This window comes from Streptomyces sp. NPDC055254 (assembly GCF_053606025.1).
Map to the genome: position 1 here is coordinate 31,047 of NZ_JBSGQV010000008.1, position 16,403 is coordinate 47,449.

The following is a 16,403-nucleotide window of genomic DNA, read 5'->3' on the forward strand; positions in this document are numbered from 1 at the left end:
CGGCCCGCGGTCTCAGGGGCCCGGCGGCTTCTCCGCCGTGGCGACCCGCTCCGGATCCGGGGTCCCGCCGATGAAGTTCTCGAACTTGCGGCGCGGCGCCGCCCAGCGCCGGTCGTGGTGGAAGGCGCGCAGCCCGGCCTTGGCGCGGGCCCGCGCCCGGTTCCCGTAGAACCGCTTCGCGTACGGGGAATCGGGCCGCGCCAGCCGGATGGCGCCGATCAGCGCCACGAAGGGCACGACCGTGCCGAAGATCGCGGTGCGCGGCTTGCCCTTCCAGAGGGCGATCAGGGCCAGGAAGAAGTTGCTGGCCGTGTTCATGACGACCAGGCCCCGGCTCTGCCGCTCGTCCGCTGTCAGCTCGTTCACTCCGAAGGGCAGGAATCCGCCCAGCACCAGCGCCACCACCGCCGCCGTCAGGACCACCATCTCCACGCTCTTGCGGCCCTGCTCGCTCCAGTACACGTCGTCGAGGTGCAGGATCAGCGCGAACTCGTCGAGCACCAGCCCCGCGCCCAGCCCGAAGATCACCGCGGACAGCAGGGCGCCGAAACTGTGCCGGCCGCTGCCCACCGCACCGAATCCGCCGATGATCACGAGGATGACCCCCGGCACCACGTGGTGGATGTGCAGGCCGCCCGGGGTGACGTTCTTGAAGGGGCCCCGGCCGGCCCGGATCAGCCGGGTGATCATCCGCGTGACGAGGAACGAAAGGACCAAGGAGAGCAGCGCCAGCAGCAGGGGCAGCTTCCCGGGTTCGACGATGTTGCGGTACCACCACTGACCCATTCCACGGCCTCCCGGCTCGGCGGCCAGGCTCCGGTCGCGGACCGATCCGTGAGGACCGCCCGGACAGTACCTGGCCATTCGCCACGTAAGGGGTAATTTACCGCCCGTCGCGAACAGGTAGCGTTCACGCCGATGACAGATTCGTTCGACGAACCGCCGCCGGCCCCGTCCCCGGAGCGCGCCCCGCTCCCCGACGGGCTCCGCTTCGCGTTCGGCACCCTCACCGTGCTGCCCGCCCGCATCACCCGCTGGGACCGTCCCGCCGCCCGTACCGGGATGGCCTGCGCCCCCCTCGTGGGTCTGGTCGTGGGACTGCTCGCGGCCGTCCCCGGCGTGCTCCTGGCCCTCCTCGACGGGGGCCCGCTGCTCGCCGCGGTCGTCACCGTCGCCGTACCGGCGGCACTGACCCGGGGGCTGCACCTGGACGGCCTCGCCGACACCGCGGACGGGCTGGGCAGCGCCAAACCGGCCGAGGACGCGCTGCGCATCATGAAGCGGTCCGACATCGGCCCGTTCGGCGTCGTGGCCCTGCTCCTCGTCCTGCTGACGCAGGTGGCCGCGCTCGCCGACGCGTACGCCGACAGCTGGGGCCGGGGCGCCCTCGCCGCCGTGACCGCCGCCGTCGCCGCCCGCCTCGCCATGACCCTGGCCTCCCGCGCCGGCGTACCGGCCGCCCGCCCCGGAGGGCTCGGCGCCGCGGTCGCCGGCGCGGTGCCGCAGGGCGTCGCCGCCACCGCCGCCGTGCTCACCGTCGTACTCGCCGCAACGGCGGCCCTGCCGCTGGGCGCGGCGGCCGCGGTCCAGCACGCGGCGGCGGTCCTGGCCGCCCTGGCCGCCGCGGAACTGCTGCTCCGCCGCTGCGTCCGCCGCTTCGACGGGGTCACCGGAGACGTCTTCGGCGCCCTGGCCGAGGTCGCGGCGACCGCCGCCCTCCTGGTGCTGGCCCTCGGCTGAGGCAGGGGGCCGGCCCGCTACCCTCACCCCGTGGACCACACTCCGACGGATCCGACCTCCGCCGCGCCCATCAGGGTGCTGCTCGCCGACGACCAGGCCCTGCTGCGCAGCGCCTTCAAGGTGCTCGTCGACTCCGAGGCCGACATGGAGGTCGTCGGCGAGGCCTCCGACGGGGCGCAGGCCCTCGAACTCGCCCGGCGGGTCCGCCCCGACGTGGTGCTCATGGACATCCGGATGCCCGGCACCGACGGCCTCGCCGCCACCCGCATGATCAGCGCGGACCCGGAACTCGCCGCCGTGCGCGTGGTGATGCTGACGACCTTCGAGGTGGACGAGTACGTGGTCCAGGCCCTGCGGGCCGGAGCCTCCGGGTTCCTCGGCAAGGGCGCCGAGCCCGAGGAACTGCTCACCGCCATCCGCGTCACGGCCGCCGGCGAGGCGCTGCTCTCCCCGGCCGCCACCAAGGGCCTCATCGCCACCTTCCTGGCCCAGGGCGGCGGCGCCGGCCCGGACAGCGGGACCTCCCCGGCGGTCCACGCCGAGAAGCTCGCCGCGCTGACCGTCCGCGAGCGCGAGGTCCTCGTCCACGTCGCCGCGGGACTGTCCAACGACGGGATCGCCGGACGGCTGGAGGTCAGCCCGCTCACCGTCAAGACCCATGTGAACCGGGCCATGGCCAAGCTGGGCGCCCGCGACCGGGCCCAACTGGTCGTCGTCGCCTACGAATCGGGACTGGTCCGGCCTCGTTCCGAGTAGGGCCGAACGGGCCGGACCTGCGCCGGAGCCGGCCCGGAGTAGTGCGGCGTACTGCGGACGCGGTATGCCGCAGATAAGGACGGGACCTGGGAGCGAGGCGCCGACGCCGGTGCGTGGGACAGGGTGGGAGTGCCCTCGCGTACGCACTGCAGAGAGATCTCCTACCCATGTCGTGGCTGTCCCGCTTCAGCCTGGCCCAGAGAGCCCTGGTCGGCCTCGTGTCGATCGTCGCGCTCGTCTTCGGTGCCATAGCCGTCCCGCAGCTCAAGCAGCAGCTGCTGCCGTCCATCGAACTGCCGATGGTGTCCGTCCTCGCGCCGTACCAGGGCGCCTCCCCCGACGTGGTGGAGAAGCAGGTCGTCGAGCCGATCGAGGCCACCCTCAAGGGCGTCGACGGCATCACCGGCATCACCTCCACCGCCAGCGAGGGCAACGCCCTCATCATGGCCACCTTCGACTACGGCGACAGCGGCACCAAGCAGCTCGTCGCCGACGTCCAGCAGGCCGTCAACCGGGCCCGCGTCCGGCTGCCCGCCGAGGTGGACCCGCAGGTGGTGGCCGGCTCCACCGACGACATCCCGACCGTCATCCTCGCCGTCACCTCCGGCAAGGACCAGCAGGCCCTCGCCGACCAGCTCCAGCGCTCCGTCGTCCCGGTCCTGTCGGACATCGAGGGCGTCGGCCAGGTCTCCGTCGACGGAGTCCAGGACCTCCAGGTCACCGTCACTCCCGACGAGGCGAAGCTGGCGGCGGCCGGCCTCGACGGCGCCGCCCTCGCCCAGGGGCTCCAGGCGGGCGGCGCGACCGTGCCCGCCGGCTCCTTCGACGAGCAGGGCAAGAACCGCACCGTGCGCGTCGGCGCCGGCTACACCTCCCTCGCCCAGCTGGAGGAGCTGCGCCTGAGCCCCGGTCCGGGGCGACCGGCCGTGCGCCTGGCGGACGTGGCCGCCGTGAAGCAGGAGCCCGCCAGGGCCGACTCCATCACCCGCACCAACGGCAAGCCCAGCCTCGCCCTCGTCCTCACCATGGACAAGGACGGCAGCGCCGTCGCGATCTCCGACGCCGTCAAGGACAAGCTGCCCGAGCTGCGTTCCACGCTCGGCTCCGGCGCCGAGCTGACCGTCGTCAGCGACCAGGGCCCGGCCGTCGCCAAGTCCATCTCCAGCCTCACCACCGAGGGCCTGCTCGGCCTGGTCTTCGCGGTCCTCGTGATCCTGGTCTTCCTGGCCTCGCTGCGCTCGACGCTGGTCACCGCGGTCTCCATCCCGCTGTCCGTCGTCCTCGCGCTGATCGTGCTCTGGACCCGCGACCTGTCGCTCAACATGCTCACCCTGGGCGCGCTCACCATCGCCGTCGGCCGGGTCGTCGACGACTCGATCGTGGTCCTGGAGAACATCAAGCGCCACCTGGGCTACGGCGAGGAGCGGGAGGCGGCGATCCTCACCGCCGTCAAGGAAGTGGCCGGCGCGGTCACCTCCTCCACCCTCACCACCGTCGCCGTCTTCCTGCCGATCGGCCTCGTCGGCGGGATGATCGGCGAGCTCTTCGGCTCCTTCTCGCTCACCGTCACCGCCGCCCTGCTGGCCTCGCTGCTCGTCTCGCTGACGGTCGTGCCGGTGCTCTCGTACTGGTTCCTGAGCGCGCCGAAGGGCGTGACGGCCGGTGACGAGGAGAGCGCCGCCGAGGCCCGCCGCGCAGCCGAGGAGAAGGAGGCGCGCAGCCGCCTCCAGCGGTTCTACGTACGGGTCCTGGGATTCGCCACCCGGCGCCGCCTGACCAGTGTGGCCATCGCGGTGGTCGTCCTGATCGGCACGTTCGGCATGACCCCGCTGCTGAAGACCAACTTCTTCGACCAGGGCGAGCAGGACGTCCTGACCGTCAAACAGGAGCTCGCCCCCGGCACCTCGCTGGCCGCCTCGGACGAGGCGAGCCGCAAGGTCGAGCAGGTGCTGGCCTCCGTCGAGGGCGTCAAGAGCTACCAGGTCACCGTCGGATCCTCCGGCTTCCTGGCGGCCTTCGGCGGCGGTACGGGCTCCAACCAGGCCTCGTACCAGGTCTCCTTGAAGGACGCGGGCGACGCCGAGGGCGTGAAGAAGCGGATCGAGGCCGGGCTGGCCCCCCTCGCCGGCATCGGCGACACCCGCATCGTGGCGGGCGACGGCTTCGGCAGCCAGAACCTCAGCGTGGTCGTCAAGGCCGGTGACGGCGAGGTCCTGGCCGCGGCCGCCGAACGGGTGCGGGCCGAGGTGGCCACCCTGAAGAACGTCACCGACGTGCAGAGCGACCTGTCCCAGTCGGTGCCCCGCATCTCGGTGACCGCCACCCCCAAGGCGGCCGAGGCCGGCCTGAACCAGGCCGCGCTCGGCGCGATCGTGGCGCAGGCCGTACGCGGCACCCCGGCGGGCAAGGCCGTACTGGAGAACACCGAGCGGGACATCGTCATCAGGACCGCGCGGCCGGCCACCACCCTGGCCGAGCTCCAGGCCCTCCCGGTGGGTCCGCTGCGACTCGGCGACATCGCCGAGGTCAAGGAGGTCCCCGGACCGGTGGCGATGACCCGGATCGACGGCGCCCGCGCCGCCACCGTCACCGCCAGGCCGCTGGGCGACAACACGGGCGCCGTCAGCGCCGAGCTCCAGACGAAGCTCAAGGCGCTGGACCTGCCCGAGGGCGCCACCGCGTCCGTGGGGGGTGTGTCCGAGGACCAGGACGAGGCCTTCGGGTCGCTGGGCCTGGCCATGCTCGCGGCCGTCGCGATCGTGTTCATGCTGCTGGTCGCCACGTTCCGCTCGCTGGTGCAGCCGCTGATCCTGCTGGTCTCCATCCCGTTCGCGGCGACCGGCGCGCTCGGCCTGCTCATCGTGACCGGCACCCCGATGGGCGTTCCGGCGATGATCGGCATGCTGATGCTCATCGGCATCGTCGTGACCAACGCGATCGTGCTGATCGACCTGGTCAACCAGTACCGGGCGCAGGGCCTGGGCGTCGTCGAGGCGGTCGTCGAGGGCGGCCGGCACCGGCTGCGGCCCATCCTGATGACGGCGCTGGCGACGATCTTCGCGCTCCTGCCGATGGCGCTGGGCGTCACCGGTGAGGGCGGCTTCATCTCGCAGCCGCTCGCCGTCGTCGTGATCGGCGGGCTCGTCAGCTCGACCCTGCTGACGCTGCTGCTGGTGCCGACCCTCTACGCGATGGTGGAGCTCCGCAAGGAGCGCCGCGCGGCGAAGCGCTCGGCGCGCCGCGCCGCGGCCCGCCTGAGCGTGGTCCCGCAGAGCCGGGACGAGACGGCGGCCGGCGTCTGATCCGAGCCGGCCGGCCGGTCGAATGCAGAAGGGGCGGCCCCGCGAGGGGCCGCCCCTTCGGGCGTTCGGGCGCCGGGCCCGGGTGCCGCGGCCGCGCCGGCCACGGAGCGCCCGCTTACGGGAGCGCGAGCATCCGCTCCAGCGCGAGCTTCGCGAAGCTCTCGGTCTCCTTGTCGACCTGGATCCGGTTGACCAGATTGCCCTCGGCCAGCGACTCCAGGGTCCACACCAGGTGGGGGAGGTCGATGCGGTTCATCGTCGAGCAGAAGCAGACCGTCTTGTCGAGGAAGACGACTTCCTTGTCCTCGGCGGCGAATCGATTCGCCAGCCGGCGGACCAGGTTCAGCTCGGTGCCGATGGCCCACTTCGAGCCGGCCGGGGCCGCCTCCAGAGCCTTGATGATGTACTCCGTCGAGCCGACGTAGTCCGCGGCCGCCACGACCTCGTGCTTGCACTCGGGGTGCACCAGGACGTTCACGCCGGGGATGCGGGCACGGACGTCGTTGACCGAGTCGACCGAGAACCGGCCGTGCACCGAGCAGTGCCCGCGCCACAGGATCATCTTGGCGTTCCGCAGCTGCTCGACGGTCAGGCCGCCGTTCGGCTTGTGCGGGTTGTAGAGGACGCAGTCGTCCAGGGACATGCCCATGTCGCGGACGGCCGTGTTGCGGCCCAGGTGCTGGTCCGGGAGGAAGAGCACCTTCTCGCCCTGCTCGAAGGCCCACTCCAGGGCCTTCTTCGCGTTGGACGAGGTACAGATCGTGCCGCCGTGCTTGCCGGTGAAGGCCTTGATGTCGGCGGAGGAGTTCATGTACGACACGGGCACGGTCGTGCCGGCCACGCCGGCCTCCGTCAGCACGTCCCAGCACTCGGCGACCTGCTCGGCGGTGGCCATGTCGGCCATCGAGCAGCCCGCGGCCAGGTCCGGGAGGACCACCTTCTGGTCGTCGGAGGTGAGGATGTCCGCCGACTCGGCCATGAAGTGGACGCCGCAGAAGACGATGTACTCGGCCTCCGGCTTGGCGGCCGCGTCCTTGGCCAGCTTGAAGGAGTCACCGGTGACGTCGGCGAACTCGATGACCTCGTCACGCTGGTAGTGGTGACCGAGGATGAAGACCTTGTCCCCGAGCTTCTCCTTGGCCGCGCGGGCGCGGGCCACGAGGTCCGGGTCCGACGGCGACGGCAGGTCGCCGGGGCATTCCACCCCGCGCTCGCTCTTGGGGTCGGCCTCACGGCCGAGCAGCAGCAGGGCGAGGGGCGTCGGCTGGACGTCCAAAGGCTGGGCGGTGGTCACGACACGCACCCTTTCTGTTCTGCGACAAGGGACTTCTTGAGGCATCGGCTGAGGCATCGGTTCGACTTCTCGTCTACTTGACGCTATTTATCATAACCTCTTCACGTCAGTTTGACGATGCCGATAGTGTCGATGTGACGAATGAGCCCGTGGCTTCCCTCGGGGCCGCCCCCGCCCGGGTGTGCGAGCATGAATATCTGAAACAAGCGTCGGGTCCCGGAATGAAACCGCGGTCCCGCTCGTTGCCACCGACGGCAAGAGTCCGACGTTTCCCTGCTTCCGGCGGGGAGCCGCCCACTTCGGGAGTGAATGCAGATGTCCGTACAGGACGAAAAGACCACTGTGAGCGACGGCATCCTCCTGTCCGACGCCGCCGCCGACAAGGTCAGGACCCTGCTGGAGCAGGAAGGCCGCGACGACCTGGCGCTTCGCGTCGCCGTCCAGCCCGGCGGCTGCTCCGGCCTGCGCTACCAGCTGTTCTTCGACGAGCGTTCCCTCGACGGCGACGTCGTGAAGGACTTCGACGGTGTGAAGGTCGTCACGGACCGGATGAGCTCCCCGTACCTGCACGGTGCCTCCATCGACTTCGTGGACACCATCGAGAAGCAGGGCTTCACGATCGACAACCCGAACGCCACCGGCTCCTGCGCCTGCGGCGACTCGTTCAGCTAGTCGGCACCGCCGCACCGCCGGCTGTACGACGAGGGCCCGCCCCCGGTCACCATGACCGGGGGCGGGCCCTCGTCGTCCGCGCGGTGCCCCCGCGCGCTACTGCCGGGGGAGCGGCTTGCCCGTCGTCGCGTCGACGACCTTCCGCCCGCCCAGCGGCTCCTTGAGCGTCACCGTCAGGGACATCTCCTGTGCGATCAGGATGCAGGCCTGGCCGGGCTGGTTCGGAGTGTCCGTGATCTTCACCAGAACCGACTCGGCGTGCTCCCGCGCCTCCACGGCGTAGGTGCTGCACGCGCCGCCCCAGAAGTTGACCGTCAGCTTCCGCTCGGCGTCCGCGTACGAGAACCCGGGCACGGTCCGGCCCTCCTTCGGGGCCGAGGAGCCTTCCTGGACGGCCGCCGGCTCGGTCACCGTGTGACCCGCCCCGCCGTTCCTGCCGGCCACCTCGAAGAGCCAGGCCGGCACCAGACCCCGCGCCCCGCCCACCGTCCCCGGCACCAGCCCGAACACCGCGCCGCGCACCGACTCCGTACGCGGGGGCTTCATCGGCCGGGGCTCCGGGTTGCACGGCACCGTGTCCGTCGCCCCCACCGGGGTGTCCGGAGCCACCGGGACCGAGGTCGCGCACCCGCTGGGCCCCGGGCCGGTGCCGTCCGGGCCGCCGGACCGCGCGTTCAGCCGGGCCAGCGCCTCCACGGCCCCGACCACCGGCTGCTCGGCGGCCCGTACCGGCGCCTTCAGCTCGCCGCTGCCCGCCACCACCGAGGCGTCGGCGCCCACGCTGACCTTCGTCGACCAGCCGCGCGTCGGCAGCCCGCCGACCACCGGGTCCGCGCTCACCACCCGGACGGAGCCCTGCACGAGCCGCGCGTCCAGGGCGGCCCCGTCCTGCCCGGCCGCGGCCAGCACCGGCGCCGCGGCGGCCCGGGCGGCCTCCTCGGACACCGGCCGGCCCGTCGCCGCGCCCGGGCCCGCCGCCGGGTCCGTACCGGTGATCGTGGTCCCGCCGTCCCGCGGCAGGGTGGCGGGGCCGCAGGTGTCCTTGCCGCGCACGCAGTCGTCCCCGACGCCGTTGCCCGCCCCCGCCTGGAAGCGGCTGAAACTCCAGGTCCCCGGGGCCTTGCGGGTCACCGTGAGCCGCGGCCCGGAACCGTCGGCGGCCTCGCCGGCCAGCCAGGTGTCCCCGGTGAGCCTCGGGGCCCCGGAGACGCCGAGCGCCGAGGCGAGCCGCGCCACCTCCTCCGAGGTCACCTCGCCCGACGCCGCGAAGGCGGGCGCGGTGCCCGCCGGGGCCTCCGGCAGCGCCGCGTCGGCCCGGTAGACCACCCCGCCGCCGGACGGATCGGGCTCCCCGGGCGCGATGCCGGGCCCCGTGGGGTCCCCCGCGTCACGGGGCGCGGAAGCCGCACGGTCCGCCGTACGGGTGGACTGCGCGCCGTCGCCGTGGGCGGTGGACGCCCAGTACGCGGTGCCCCCGCCCGCGAGCAGGACGGCGGCCGCGATCGAACCGACGGCCCAGGCCGGCCGCCGTCGTGTGCCGCGTGATGTGCCCGGTTCTTCGCTGGTCACCGCATCGCTCCTTCACAGTCCCGTCCTGCCTGATGCGGGTGTGACGGAACAGCGGCGCAACCGGTTCCCCCCGGCGTGCTCGGGCGGGCCTAGTCCACGGCTAGTCCCCGTACTCGACGGTGGATGCGATCAGGCGGGCCGAGGCCGGCGGGACGCTGATCCCGTGGATCTGCGAGGGAGCCACGCGGGCCGCCCGGGGGCCCGCGGGGACCGCCCAGTGCGGGGCCATCCGGGCGCAGTCGCCGAGCAGACGCGCGAAGCCGGGCCGCCGCGAGCCTTCCGCCACGCGCGCGTCGGCGGTGTACTCGGTGGAGCCGAAGCCGTCGGTGTAGGTCATGGGGGCACCGTAGGCACCTCGTGGCACGGGAAGAAAGACCTACTACGGGGTAGTTTCAACCGTTGGGCCAGGGGCTGACGACCGGGTAGTTTTGACTGTCCCCTCGCCGTCCTCCGCAGGAGCGTCCACGCCGTGCGCATCGCAGTCACCGGCTCCATCGCCACTGACCACCTCATGACCTTCCCCGGCCGTTTCGCCGACCAGCTGGTCGCGGACCAGCTGCACACGGTCTCCCTCTCCTTCCTCGTCGACAACCTCGACGTCCGGCGGGGTGGTGTCGGCCCGAACATCTGCTTCGGCATGGGGCAGCTCGGCAACCGCCCGATCCTGGTCGGCGCCGCCGGCTCCGACTTCGACGAGTACCGCGCCTGGCTGGACCGGCACGGCGTCGACACCGAGTCCGTCCGCATCTCCGAGGTGCTGCACACCGCGCGCTTCGTGTGCACCACGGACGCCGACCACAACCAGATCGGCTCCTTCTACACGGGCGCGATGAGCGAGGCCCGCCTGATCGAGCTCAAGGCCGTCGCCGACCGGGTCGGCGGGTTGGACCTGGTCCTGATCGGCGCGGACGACCCCGAGGCGATGCTCCGCCACACCGAGGAGTGCCGGACGCGGGGGATCCCCTTCGCCGCGGACTTCTCGCAGCAGATCGCCCGCATGGACGGCGACAACATCCGCACCCTGATGGAGGGTGCGACGTACCTCTTCTCGAACGAGTACGAGAAGGGCCTCATCGAGTCGAAGTCGGGCTGGTCCGACGCGGAGATCCTGTCCAAGGTCGGTACGCGGGTCACCACCCTCGGCTCGAACGGCGTCAAGATCGAGCGCGTCGGCGAGGAGCCGATCGTGGTCGGTGTCCCGGAGGAGGCCGCGAAGGTCGACCCGACGGGTGTCGGCGACGCGTTCCGCGCGGGCTTCCTGACGGGCCTCGCCTGGGGCGTCGGGCTGGAGCGGGCGGCGCAGCTGGGCTGCATGCTCGCGACGCTGGTCATCGAGACGCTCGGCACCCAGGAGTACACCTTGGCCCGGGCCCACTTCATGGAGCGCTTCACCAAGGCCTACGGCGAAGAGGCGGCGGCGGAGGTCCGCGCCCACCTGTCCTGACCCCGGCCCGGCCCCGCGAACGCCGGCCCGGCCGGAGCCGCCCCGCGGGGCCGGAGCCCCTGGCACTCCGCCCAGCCAGGCCCCGCGCCTCAACCGCCGGCGAGGCTGAGAGCGGGGCCCCGCCCCGACCCCGGCGCCTCAAACGCCGGCGAGGCTGAATGCGCGCTGCCTCGTCGTCCGGCTGCGGGCCGGCTGCCGGGGGCCGGCCCCCGGACCCCCGCGCCTCAAACGCCGGCGAGGCTGAGAGCGGGGCTCCGCCCCGAGCCCTGGCCTCGGATGCCGGTGGGGCTGAATGCGGGGCTCCGCCTCGACCCCCGCGCCTCAGACGCCGGGCGGGGCTGAGAGTGGGGCTCTGCCCCACGTCCTGCACCCCGGGCGCCGCGGGGCTGAGTGCTGAGTCCGGGCCCGGGCGTGAGTGCCGGAGGGCTGGATGCGCCCGTCGGGCTGGGTTGGCCGGAGGGGATTCCAGCCTCGCCGGCGTTTGAGGCGCGGGCGCGGAGCGCCGTAGGGGGTCCGGGGCGAAGCCCCGGGAGCGGCGCCGCCGGCGCGACTCCAGCCGCGCCGGCGTTTGAGGCGGGTTCTCCCGGCCCCGCCGGCGTTTGAGGCACATTCTTCCGGCCCCGCCGGTGCTTGAGGCAGGTTGCCGGTCGCGCCGGGCTTGGGGCGTCGGCGCGGAGCGGCGTAGGGGGCCGGGGCGGAGTCCCGGGTCAGTGGAGGCGGCGGACGGTGTACGCCACGCCCACCGGGCGCTCGGCCGCGCCGAGGTACGCGTGCCCCCGCATCCCGCACCACGCCGGCACGTCCAGCCCCGCCACCTCGTCGTCCGACAGCACCGTCACCGTCCCCCCCACCGGCACGGTGCCGATGGCCCGGGCCAGCTCGATCACCGGCTGCGGGCAGCGCAGCCCGAGCGCATCCAGCTCCACCGAGTCCGCCACCGGCGCCACCGCCGGCGGCTCGGCCGCGCCGAGCTTCTCCCGCACCCCCGCCACCGCACCCGGCAGCACCTCCAGGAACGCGTTGACCTCCTCCGCCGTCGTCCCCGGCGGCAGGGAGACCCGTACGTTCCCCTCCGAGAGCACCCCCATCGCTCGCAGCACATGACTGGGGGTCAGCGTGGAGCTCGTGCAGGAGGAGCCGGACGAGACCGAGAAGCCCGCCCGGTCCAGCTCGTGCAGCAGCGTCTCCCCGTCGACGTACAGGCACGAGAAGGTGACCAGGTGCGGCAGCCTGCGGTCCGGGTCGCCGACCACCTCCACGTCCGGGACCAGCCGGACGACCCGGCGCCGGATCCGGTCCACCAGGACCCGCAACCGGGCCGCCTCCGCGTCGGCCTCCGCCCGTACGGCCCGCAGCGAGGCCGCCGCCGCGACGATCGCCGGGAGGTTCCCGAAGCCGGGGGAGCGTCCCGACTCCCTTTCGTCGGCCGGGCCTTGGGGCGAGAAGCGGACTCCCTTGCGGACGGCCAGCAGGCCGACCCCCGGCGGGCCGCCCCACTTGTGCGCGCTGGCGGCGAGGACCGACCACGCGCCCTCCACCGGACCCCAGCCCAGCGACTGGGCCGCGTCCACGAGCAGTGGCACCCCGGCTGCCGCGCAGAGGTCGGCCACCTCCGCCACCGGCTGGACCGTGCCCACCTCGTGGTTGGCGGACTGGAGGCAGGCCAGCGCCGTGTCCGGGAGCAGCGCCGCGCCGTAGTCCGCGGCCGCCACCGCGCCCGAAAGGTCGACAGGGACGCGGGTGACGGTGCCGCCGCCCGCCTCGTGGGCCTGCGCCGCATGGAGCACGGAACTGTGCTCGACCGCGGACAGGACCAGACGCCCACCGATACGCCGGCGCCCCGCGAGCACGCCCGCGACCCCCGTGTGAACCGCGTGCGTCCCCGAAGGGGTGAACACGAGCTCGTCCGGCCGGCAGCCCACGGCCTCCGCCGCCGCCTCCCGCGCCGCGTCCAGCAGCAGCCGGGCGCGCCGGCCCTCCCGGTACAGCCGGGCCGGATCGGCCCAGCCCTCGTCCAGGGAGGCCTGCAACGCCTGCCGGGCCACGGGGTGCAGGGGAGCGGCGGACGCGGTGTCGAAGTACGGCATCCGGCCACGGTAAGGGGGCGCGGCGGCGCACGGCGCATCCGACGGCGGCAGGCGCGGGGCAGGGGCCGGGCAACGACGGCCGGCGCCCGGGCGCGGGACCCGCGGCGACCGGGTGCGGCGGCCGGGAGCGGGACCCGCGCCGGCCGGGTTCAGGGGCCGTCAGATGCCGTCCTCAGTCCGCCGTTCGGGCCCGGATCCGCCGTCCCCCGTACGGCGGATCCATCCCTTCGGGGGCAGTAGCGGCGCGTTGGGCACCCTCCCCGCGCGACCCCAAATAGCGTCCAGTAGGGTTTGGTCCGCATAAACATCCAAACCCCTGCCTGCGTCAGGGCCGGCGACCGACCCGAACAGCGGCCGCGGCCGGCCGCGCGGGCCGAGACTCTCGGGAAGGCGCTACGTGAGTCCCTACGGCTCCGACCGCTCGCCGCGGCGCCCGATGCGGCGGAAGCTGCTGCAGGCGCTGACTGCGGGCGTGGTCCTGGCGACCGCCACTGGTTGCTCGTACACCTGGAAAAACTTCCCCCGCCTCGGATTGCCCACCCCGGTCACGGAGGAGGCGCCTCGCATCCTCTCCCTGTGGCAGGGATCCTGGGCGGCCGCTCTCATCACGGGCATCCTGGTGTGGGGCCTGATCCTGTGGAGCGTCATCTTCCACCGGCGCAGCCGGACGAAGATCGAGGTCCCCCCGCAGACCCGGTACAACATGCCCATCGAGGCGCTGTACACCGTGGTCCCGCTCATCATCGTCTCGGTGCTCTTCTACTTCACCGCGCGTGACGAGTCGAAGCTGCTCTCCCTCTCCGCCAAGCCGGCGCACACGATCAACGTGATCGGCTTCCAGTGGAGCTGGGGCTTCAACTACATCGAGGACGTCGACGGAGACGCGGCGAGCCCGAAGGCGGGCGCGGTTCCCAAGGAGCTGGCCTCGATCCCGGACCGCTACACCAAGGACTTCCCGGCTGGCGCCGAGGGCGTCTACCAGAAGGGTGTCCCGAGCGACCGGAACGAAGACACCAACAACCCGGGGCCGACCCTGGTCCTCCCCGTGGGCGAGAAGGTCCGCTTCATCCTGTCGTCGAACGACGTGATCCACTCCTTCTGGGTGGTCCCGTTCCTGTTCAAGCAGGACGTCATCCCGGGCTACACCAACGTCTTCGAGGTCACCCCGTCCCAAAAGGGCACCTTCATGGGCAAGTGCGCCGAGCTGTGCGGCGTCGACCACTCCCGGATGCTCTTCAACGTCAAGGTGGTCTCGCCCGAGGAGTACCGGGCGCACCTGAAGGAGCTGGCGGAGAAGGGTCAGACCGGCTTCCTGCCGGCCGGCATCCAGCAGACCGACCCGGCCCGGAACGCGGAGACGAACAAACTGTGAGCATCCTCAACGAATCCCAGGGTGCCGCCGCAGCTGACTCGTACGAGAACGAGCTGCCGGTGCGGCGCAAGCAGCCGGGCAACGTGGTCGTGAAGTGGCTCACCACCACCGACCACAAGACCATCGGCACGATGTACCTGGTCACGTCGTTCGTGTTCTTCATCATCGGCGGCGTCATGGCACTGTTCATGCGCGCCGAGCTGGCCCGTCCGGGCACGCAGATCATGTCGAACGAGCAGTTCAACCAGGCGTTCACGATGCACGGCACGATCATGCTGCTGATGTTCGCGACGCCGCTGTTCGCCGGTTTCGCGAACTGGATCATGCCGCTGCAGATCGGCGCGCCCGACGTGGCGTTCCCGCGGCTGAACATGTTCGCGTACTGGCTCTACCTCTTCGGCTCGACCATCGCGGTCGCCGGCTTCGCCACCCCGCAGGGTGCGGCCGACTTCGGCTGGTTCGCCTACTCCCCGCTGTCGGACGCGGTCCGGTCGCCGGGCATCGGCGCCGACATGTGGATCATGGGTCTGGCCTTCTCCGGCTTCGGCACGATCCTCGGCTCGGTCAACTTCATCACCACGATCATCTGCATGCGCGCGCCCGGCATGACGATGTTCCGCATGCCGATCTTCACCTGGAACGTCCTGCTGACCGGTGTCCTGGTCCTGCTGGCCTTCCCGGTCCTGGCCGCGGCGCTCTTCGCGCTGGAGTCCGACCGCAAGTTCGGTTCGCACATCTTCGACTCGGCCAACGGCGGCGCCCTGCTGTGGCAGCACCTCTTCTGGTTCTTCGGACACCCAGAGGTGTACATCATCGCGCTGCCGTTCTTCGGCATCATCTCCGAGGTCATCCCGGTCTTCTCGCGCAAGCCGATGTTCGGTTACATCGGCCTGATCGCGGCGACGATCGCGATCGCCGGCCTCTCGGTGACCGTGTGGGCCCACCACATGTACGTCACCGGCGGTGTACTCCTGCCGTTCTTCTCCTTCATGACCTTCCTGATCGCGGTACCGACCGGTGTGAAGTTCTTCAACTGGATCGGCACCATGTGGAAGGGCTCGCTGTCCTTCGAGACACCGATGCTCTGGGCCGTCGGCTTCCTGATCACCTTCACCTTCGGTGGTCTGACCGGCGTCATCCTGGCCTCGCCCCCGATGGACTTCCACGTCTCCGACTCGTACTTCGTCGTCGCGCACTTCCACTACGTCATCTTCGGCACCGTGGTCTTCGCGATGTTCTCCGGCTTCCACTTCTGGTGGCCGAAGTTCACGGGCAAGATGCTGGACGAGCGCCTCGGCAAGATCACCTTTTGGACGCTGTTCATCGGCTTCCACGGCACCTTCCTGGTGCAGCACTGGCTGGGCGCCGAGGGCATGCCGCGTCGTTACGCGGACTACCTCGCCGCCGACGGCTTCACCGCGCTGAACACGATCTCGACGATCAGCTCGTTCCTGCTCGGCCTGTCGATGCTGCCCTTCATGTACAACGTCTGGAAGACGGCGAAGTACGGGAAGAAGATCGAGGTCGACGACCCGTGGGGCTACGGCCGTTCGCTGGAGTGGGCGACGTCCTGCCCGCCGCCGCGGCACAACTTCCTCACCCTGCCGCGGATCCGTTCCGAGTCCCCGGCGTTCGACCTGCACCACCCGGAGATCGCGGCCCTCGACCACCTTGAGGACCACAGCGTCGCCACCGCGGCCGTCACCGGTGGCAAGGAGGCGGGCAAGTGAAGATCCAGGGCAAGATGTTCCTCTGGCTCTCCTTCTTCATCCTGATCATGGCCGTCGTGTACGGCGTGTGGTCGAAGGAGCCAGTCGGCACCACGGCGCTCTTCCTGGCCTTCGGCCTGAGCGTGATGATCGGCTACTACCTGGCCTTCACGGCCAAGCGCGTCGACGAGATGGCCCAGGACAACCTGGAAGCCGATGTCGCCGACGAGGCCGGCGAGCTGGGGTTCTTCTCCCCGCACAGCTGGCAGCCGCTCTCCCTGGCCATCGGTGGCGCCTTCGCGTTCATGGGCGTCATCTTCGGCTGGTGGCTGATGTACTTCTCCGCTCCGCTGATCCTGATCGGTCTGTGGGGCTGGGTGTACGAGTACTACCGCGGTGAGAACCAGAACCAGTAGCAGCACCCCCGCGGCACCGCCGCGCGGCACTTGGGGCCCGGA

The 16,403-nt window shown here is 71.8% G+C and carries 13 protein-coding genes; 8 read left to right on the plus strand and 5 right to left on the minus strand.

The genetic code is table 11. The features are described from left to right. Positions 1 to 12: 12 nt before the first annotated feature. Entirely contained in the window at positions 13 to 786 is a 774-nt protein-coding gene (locus tag ACWFQ8_RS11030; RefSeq protein ID WP_453785890.1) for a hypothetical protein, read from the minus strand. 132 nt (positions 787 to 918) lie between these two features. Between ACWFQ8_RS11030 and cobS the strand changes: the two genes are divergently transcribed. The 3 genes from cobS to ACWFQ8_RS11045 all read left to right on the plus strand — a co-directional run bounded on the left by cobS (position 919) and on the right by ACWFQ8_RS11045 (position 5,798). Next, positions 919 to 1,740 carry an adenosylcobinamide-GDP ribazoletransferase gene (gene cobS, locus ACWFQ8_RS11035; RefSeq protein ID WP_453785891.1) on the plus strand — a complete coding sequence of 274 codons (822 nt, stop codon included), beginning with the start codon at positions 919 to 921 and terminating at the stop codon, positions 1,738 to 1,740. Positions 1,741 to 1,770: 30 nt separating this feature from the next. After that, positions 1,771 to 2,496 (plus strand): response regulator, encoded by a 726-nt coding sequence (locus tag ACWFQ8_RS11040; protein WP_453785892.1) that lies wholly within the window; start codon positions 1,771 to 1,773, stop codon positions 2,494 to 2,496. Positions 2,497 to 2,663: 167 nt separating this feature from the next. Then, complete coding sequence (locus tag ACWFQ8_RS11045; RefSeq protein ID WP_453785893.1) at positions 2,664 to 5,798, plus strand: efflux RND transporter permease subunit; 3,135 nt, start codon at positions 2,664 to 2,666, stop codon at positions 5,796 to 5,798. Positions 5,799 to 5,913: 115 nt separating this feature from the next. Here the strand turns inward: ACWFQ8_RS11045 and nadA are convergent, their stop codons facing one another. Beyond that, the gene (gene nadA, locus ACWFQ8_RS11050; RefSeq protein ID WP_453785894.1) at positions 5,914 to 7,101 is read right to left on the minus strand and encodes a quinolinate synthase NadA; all 1,188 of its coding nucleotides are present in this window, start codon (positions 7,099 to 7,101) and stop codon (positions 5,914 to 5,916) included. A 306-nt stretch (positions 7,102 to 7,407) separates the two neighbouring features. Here nadA and erpA point away from each other — a divergent pair, with 306 nt between their 5' ends. Continuing rightward, positions 7,408 to 7,764, plus strand: a complete 357-nt coding sequence (gene erpA / locus ACWFQ8_RS11055) for an iron-sulfur cluster insertion protein ErpA (protein ID WP_250742523.1) — start codon at positions 7,408 to 7,410, stop codon at positions 7,762 to 7,764. 96 nt (positions 7,765 to 7,860) lie between these two features. Here erpA and ACWFQ8_RS11060 read toward each other — a convergent pair whose 3' ends face one another. Beyond that, positions 7,861 to 9,333, minus strand: a complete 1,473-nt coding sequence (locus ACWFQ8_RS11060; protein ID WP_453785895.1) for a hypothetical protein — start codon at positions 9,331 to 9,333, stop codon at positions 7,861 to 7,863. Between the two features lie 100 nt (positions 9,334 to 9,433). Further along, entirely contained in the window at positions 9,434 to 9,670 is a 237-nt protein-coding gene (locus ACWFQ8_RS11065) for a hypothetical protein (protein ID WP_453785896.1), read from the minus strand. 132 nt (positions 9,671 to 9,802) lie between these two features. Between ACWFQ8_RS11065 and ACWFQ8_RS11070 the strand changes: the two genes are divergently transcribed. Further along, positions 9,803 to 10,777 (plus strand): carbohydrate kinase family protein, encoded by a 975-nt coding sequence (locus ACWFQ8_RS11070; RefSeq protein ID WP_453785897.1) that lies wholly within the window; start codon positions 9,803 to 9,805, stop codon positions 10,775 to 10,777. Positions 10,778 to 11,484: 707 nt separating this feature from the next. Here the strand turns inward: ACWFQ8_RS11070 and ACWFQ8_RS11075 are convergent. Next, on the minus strand, positions 11,485 to 12,864 hold the full coding sequence (locus ACWFQ8_RS11075) for an aminotransferase class V-fold PLP-dependent enzyme (protein WP_453785898.1): 1,380 nt from the start codon (positions 12,862 to 12,864) through the stop codon (positions 11,485 to 11,487). A gap of 397 nt (positions 12,865 to 13,261) precedes the next feature. Between ACWFQ8_RS11075 and ctaC the strand changes: the two genes are divergently transcribed. The 3 genes from ctaC to ACWFQ8_RS11090 are packed head-to-tail and all read left to right on the plus strand — an operon-like array spanning position 13,262 to position 16,361. Further along, positions 13,262 to 14,236, plus strand: coding sequence for an aa3-type cytochrome oxidase subunit II (gene ctaC, locus ACWFQ8_RS11080; RefSeq protein WP_453785899.1), 975 nt, complete (start codon positions 13,262 to 13,264; stop codon positions 14,234 to 14,236). Then, entirely contained in the window at positions 14,233 to 15,966 is a 1,734-nt protein-coding gene (ctaD, locus tag ACWFQ8_RS11085) for an aa3-type cytochrome oxidase subunit I (RefSeq protein WP_453785900.1), read from the plus strand. The genes ctaC and ctaD overlap by 4 nt, the downstream gene beginning before the upstream one ends. Further along, complete coding sequence (locus ACWFQ8_RS11090; protein ID WP_030863499.1) at positions 15,963 to 16,361, plus strand: cytochrome c oxidase subunit 4; 399 nt, start codon at positions 15,963 to 15,965, stop codon at positions 16,359 to 16,361. Before ctaD ends, ACWFQ8_RS11090 begins: the two co-directional genes overlap by 4 nt. The last annotated feature ends 42 nt before the right edge of the window (positions 16,362 to 16,403 follow it).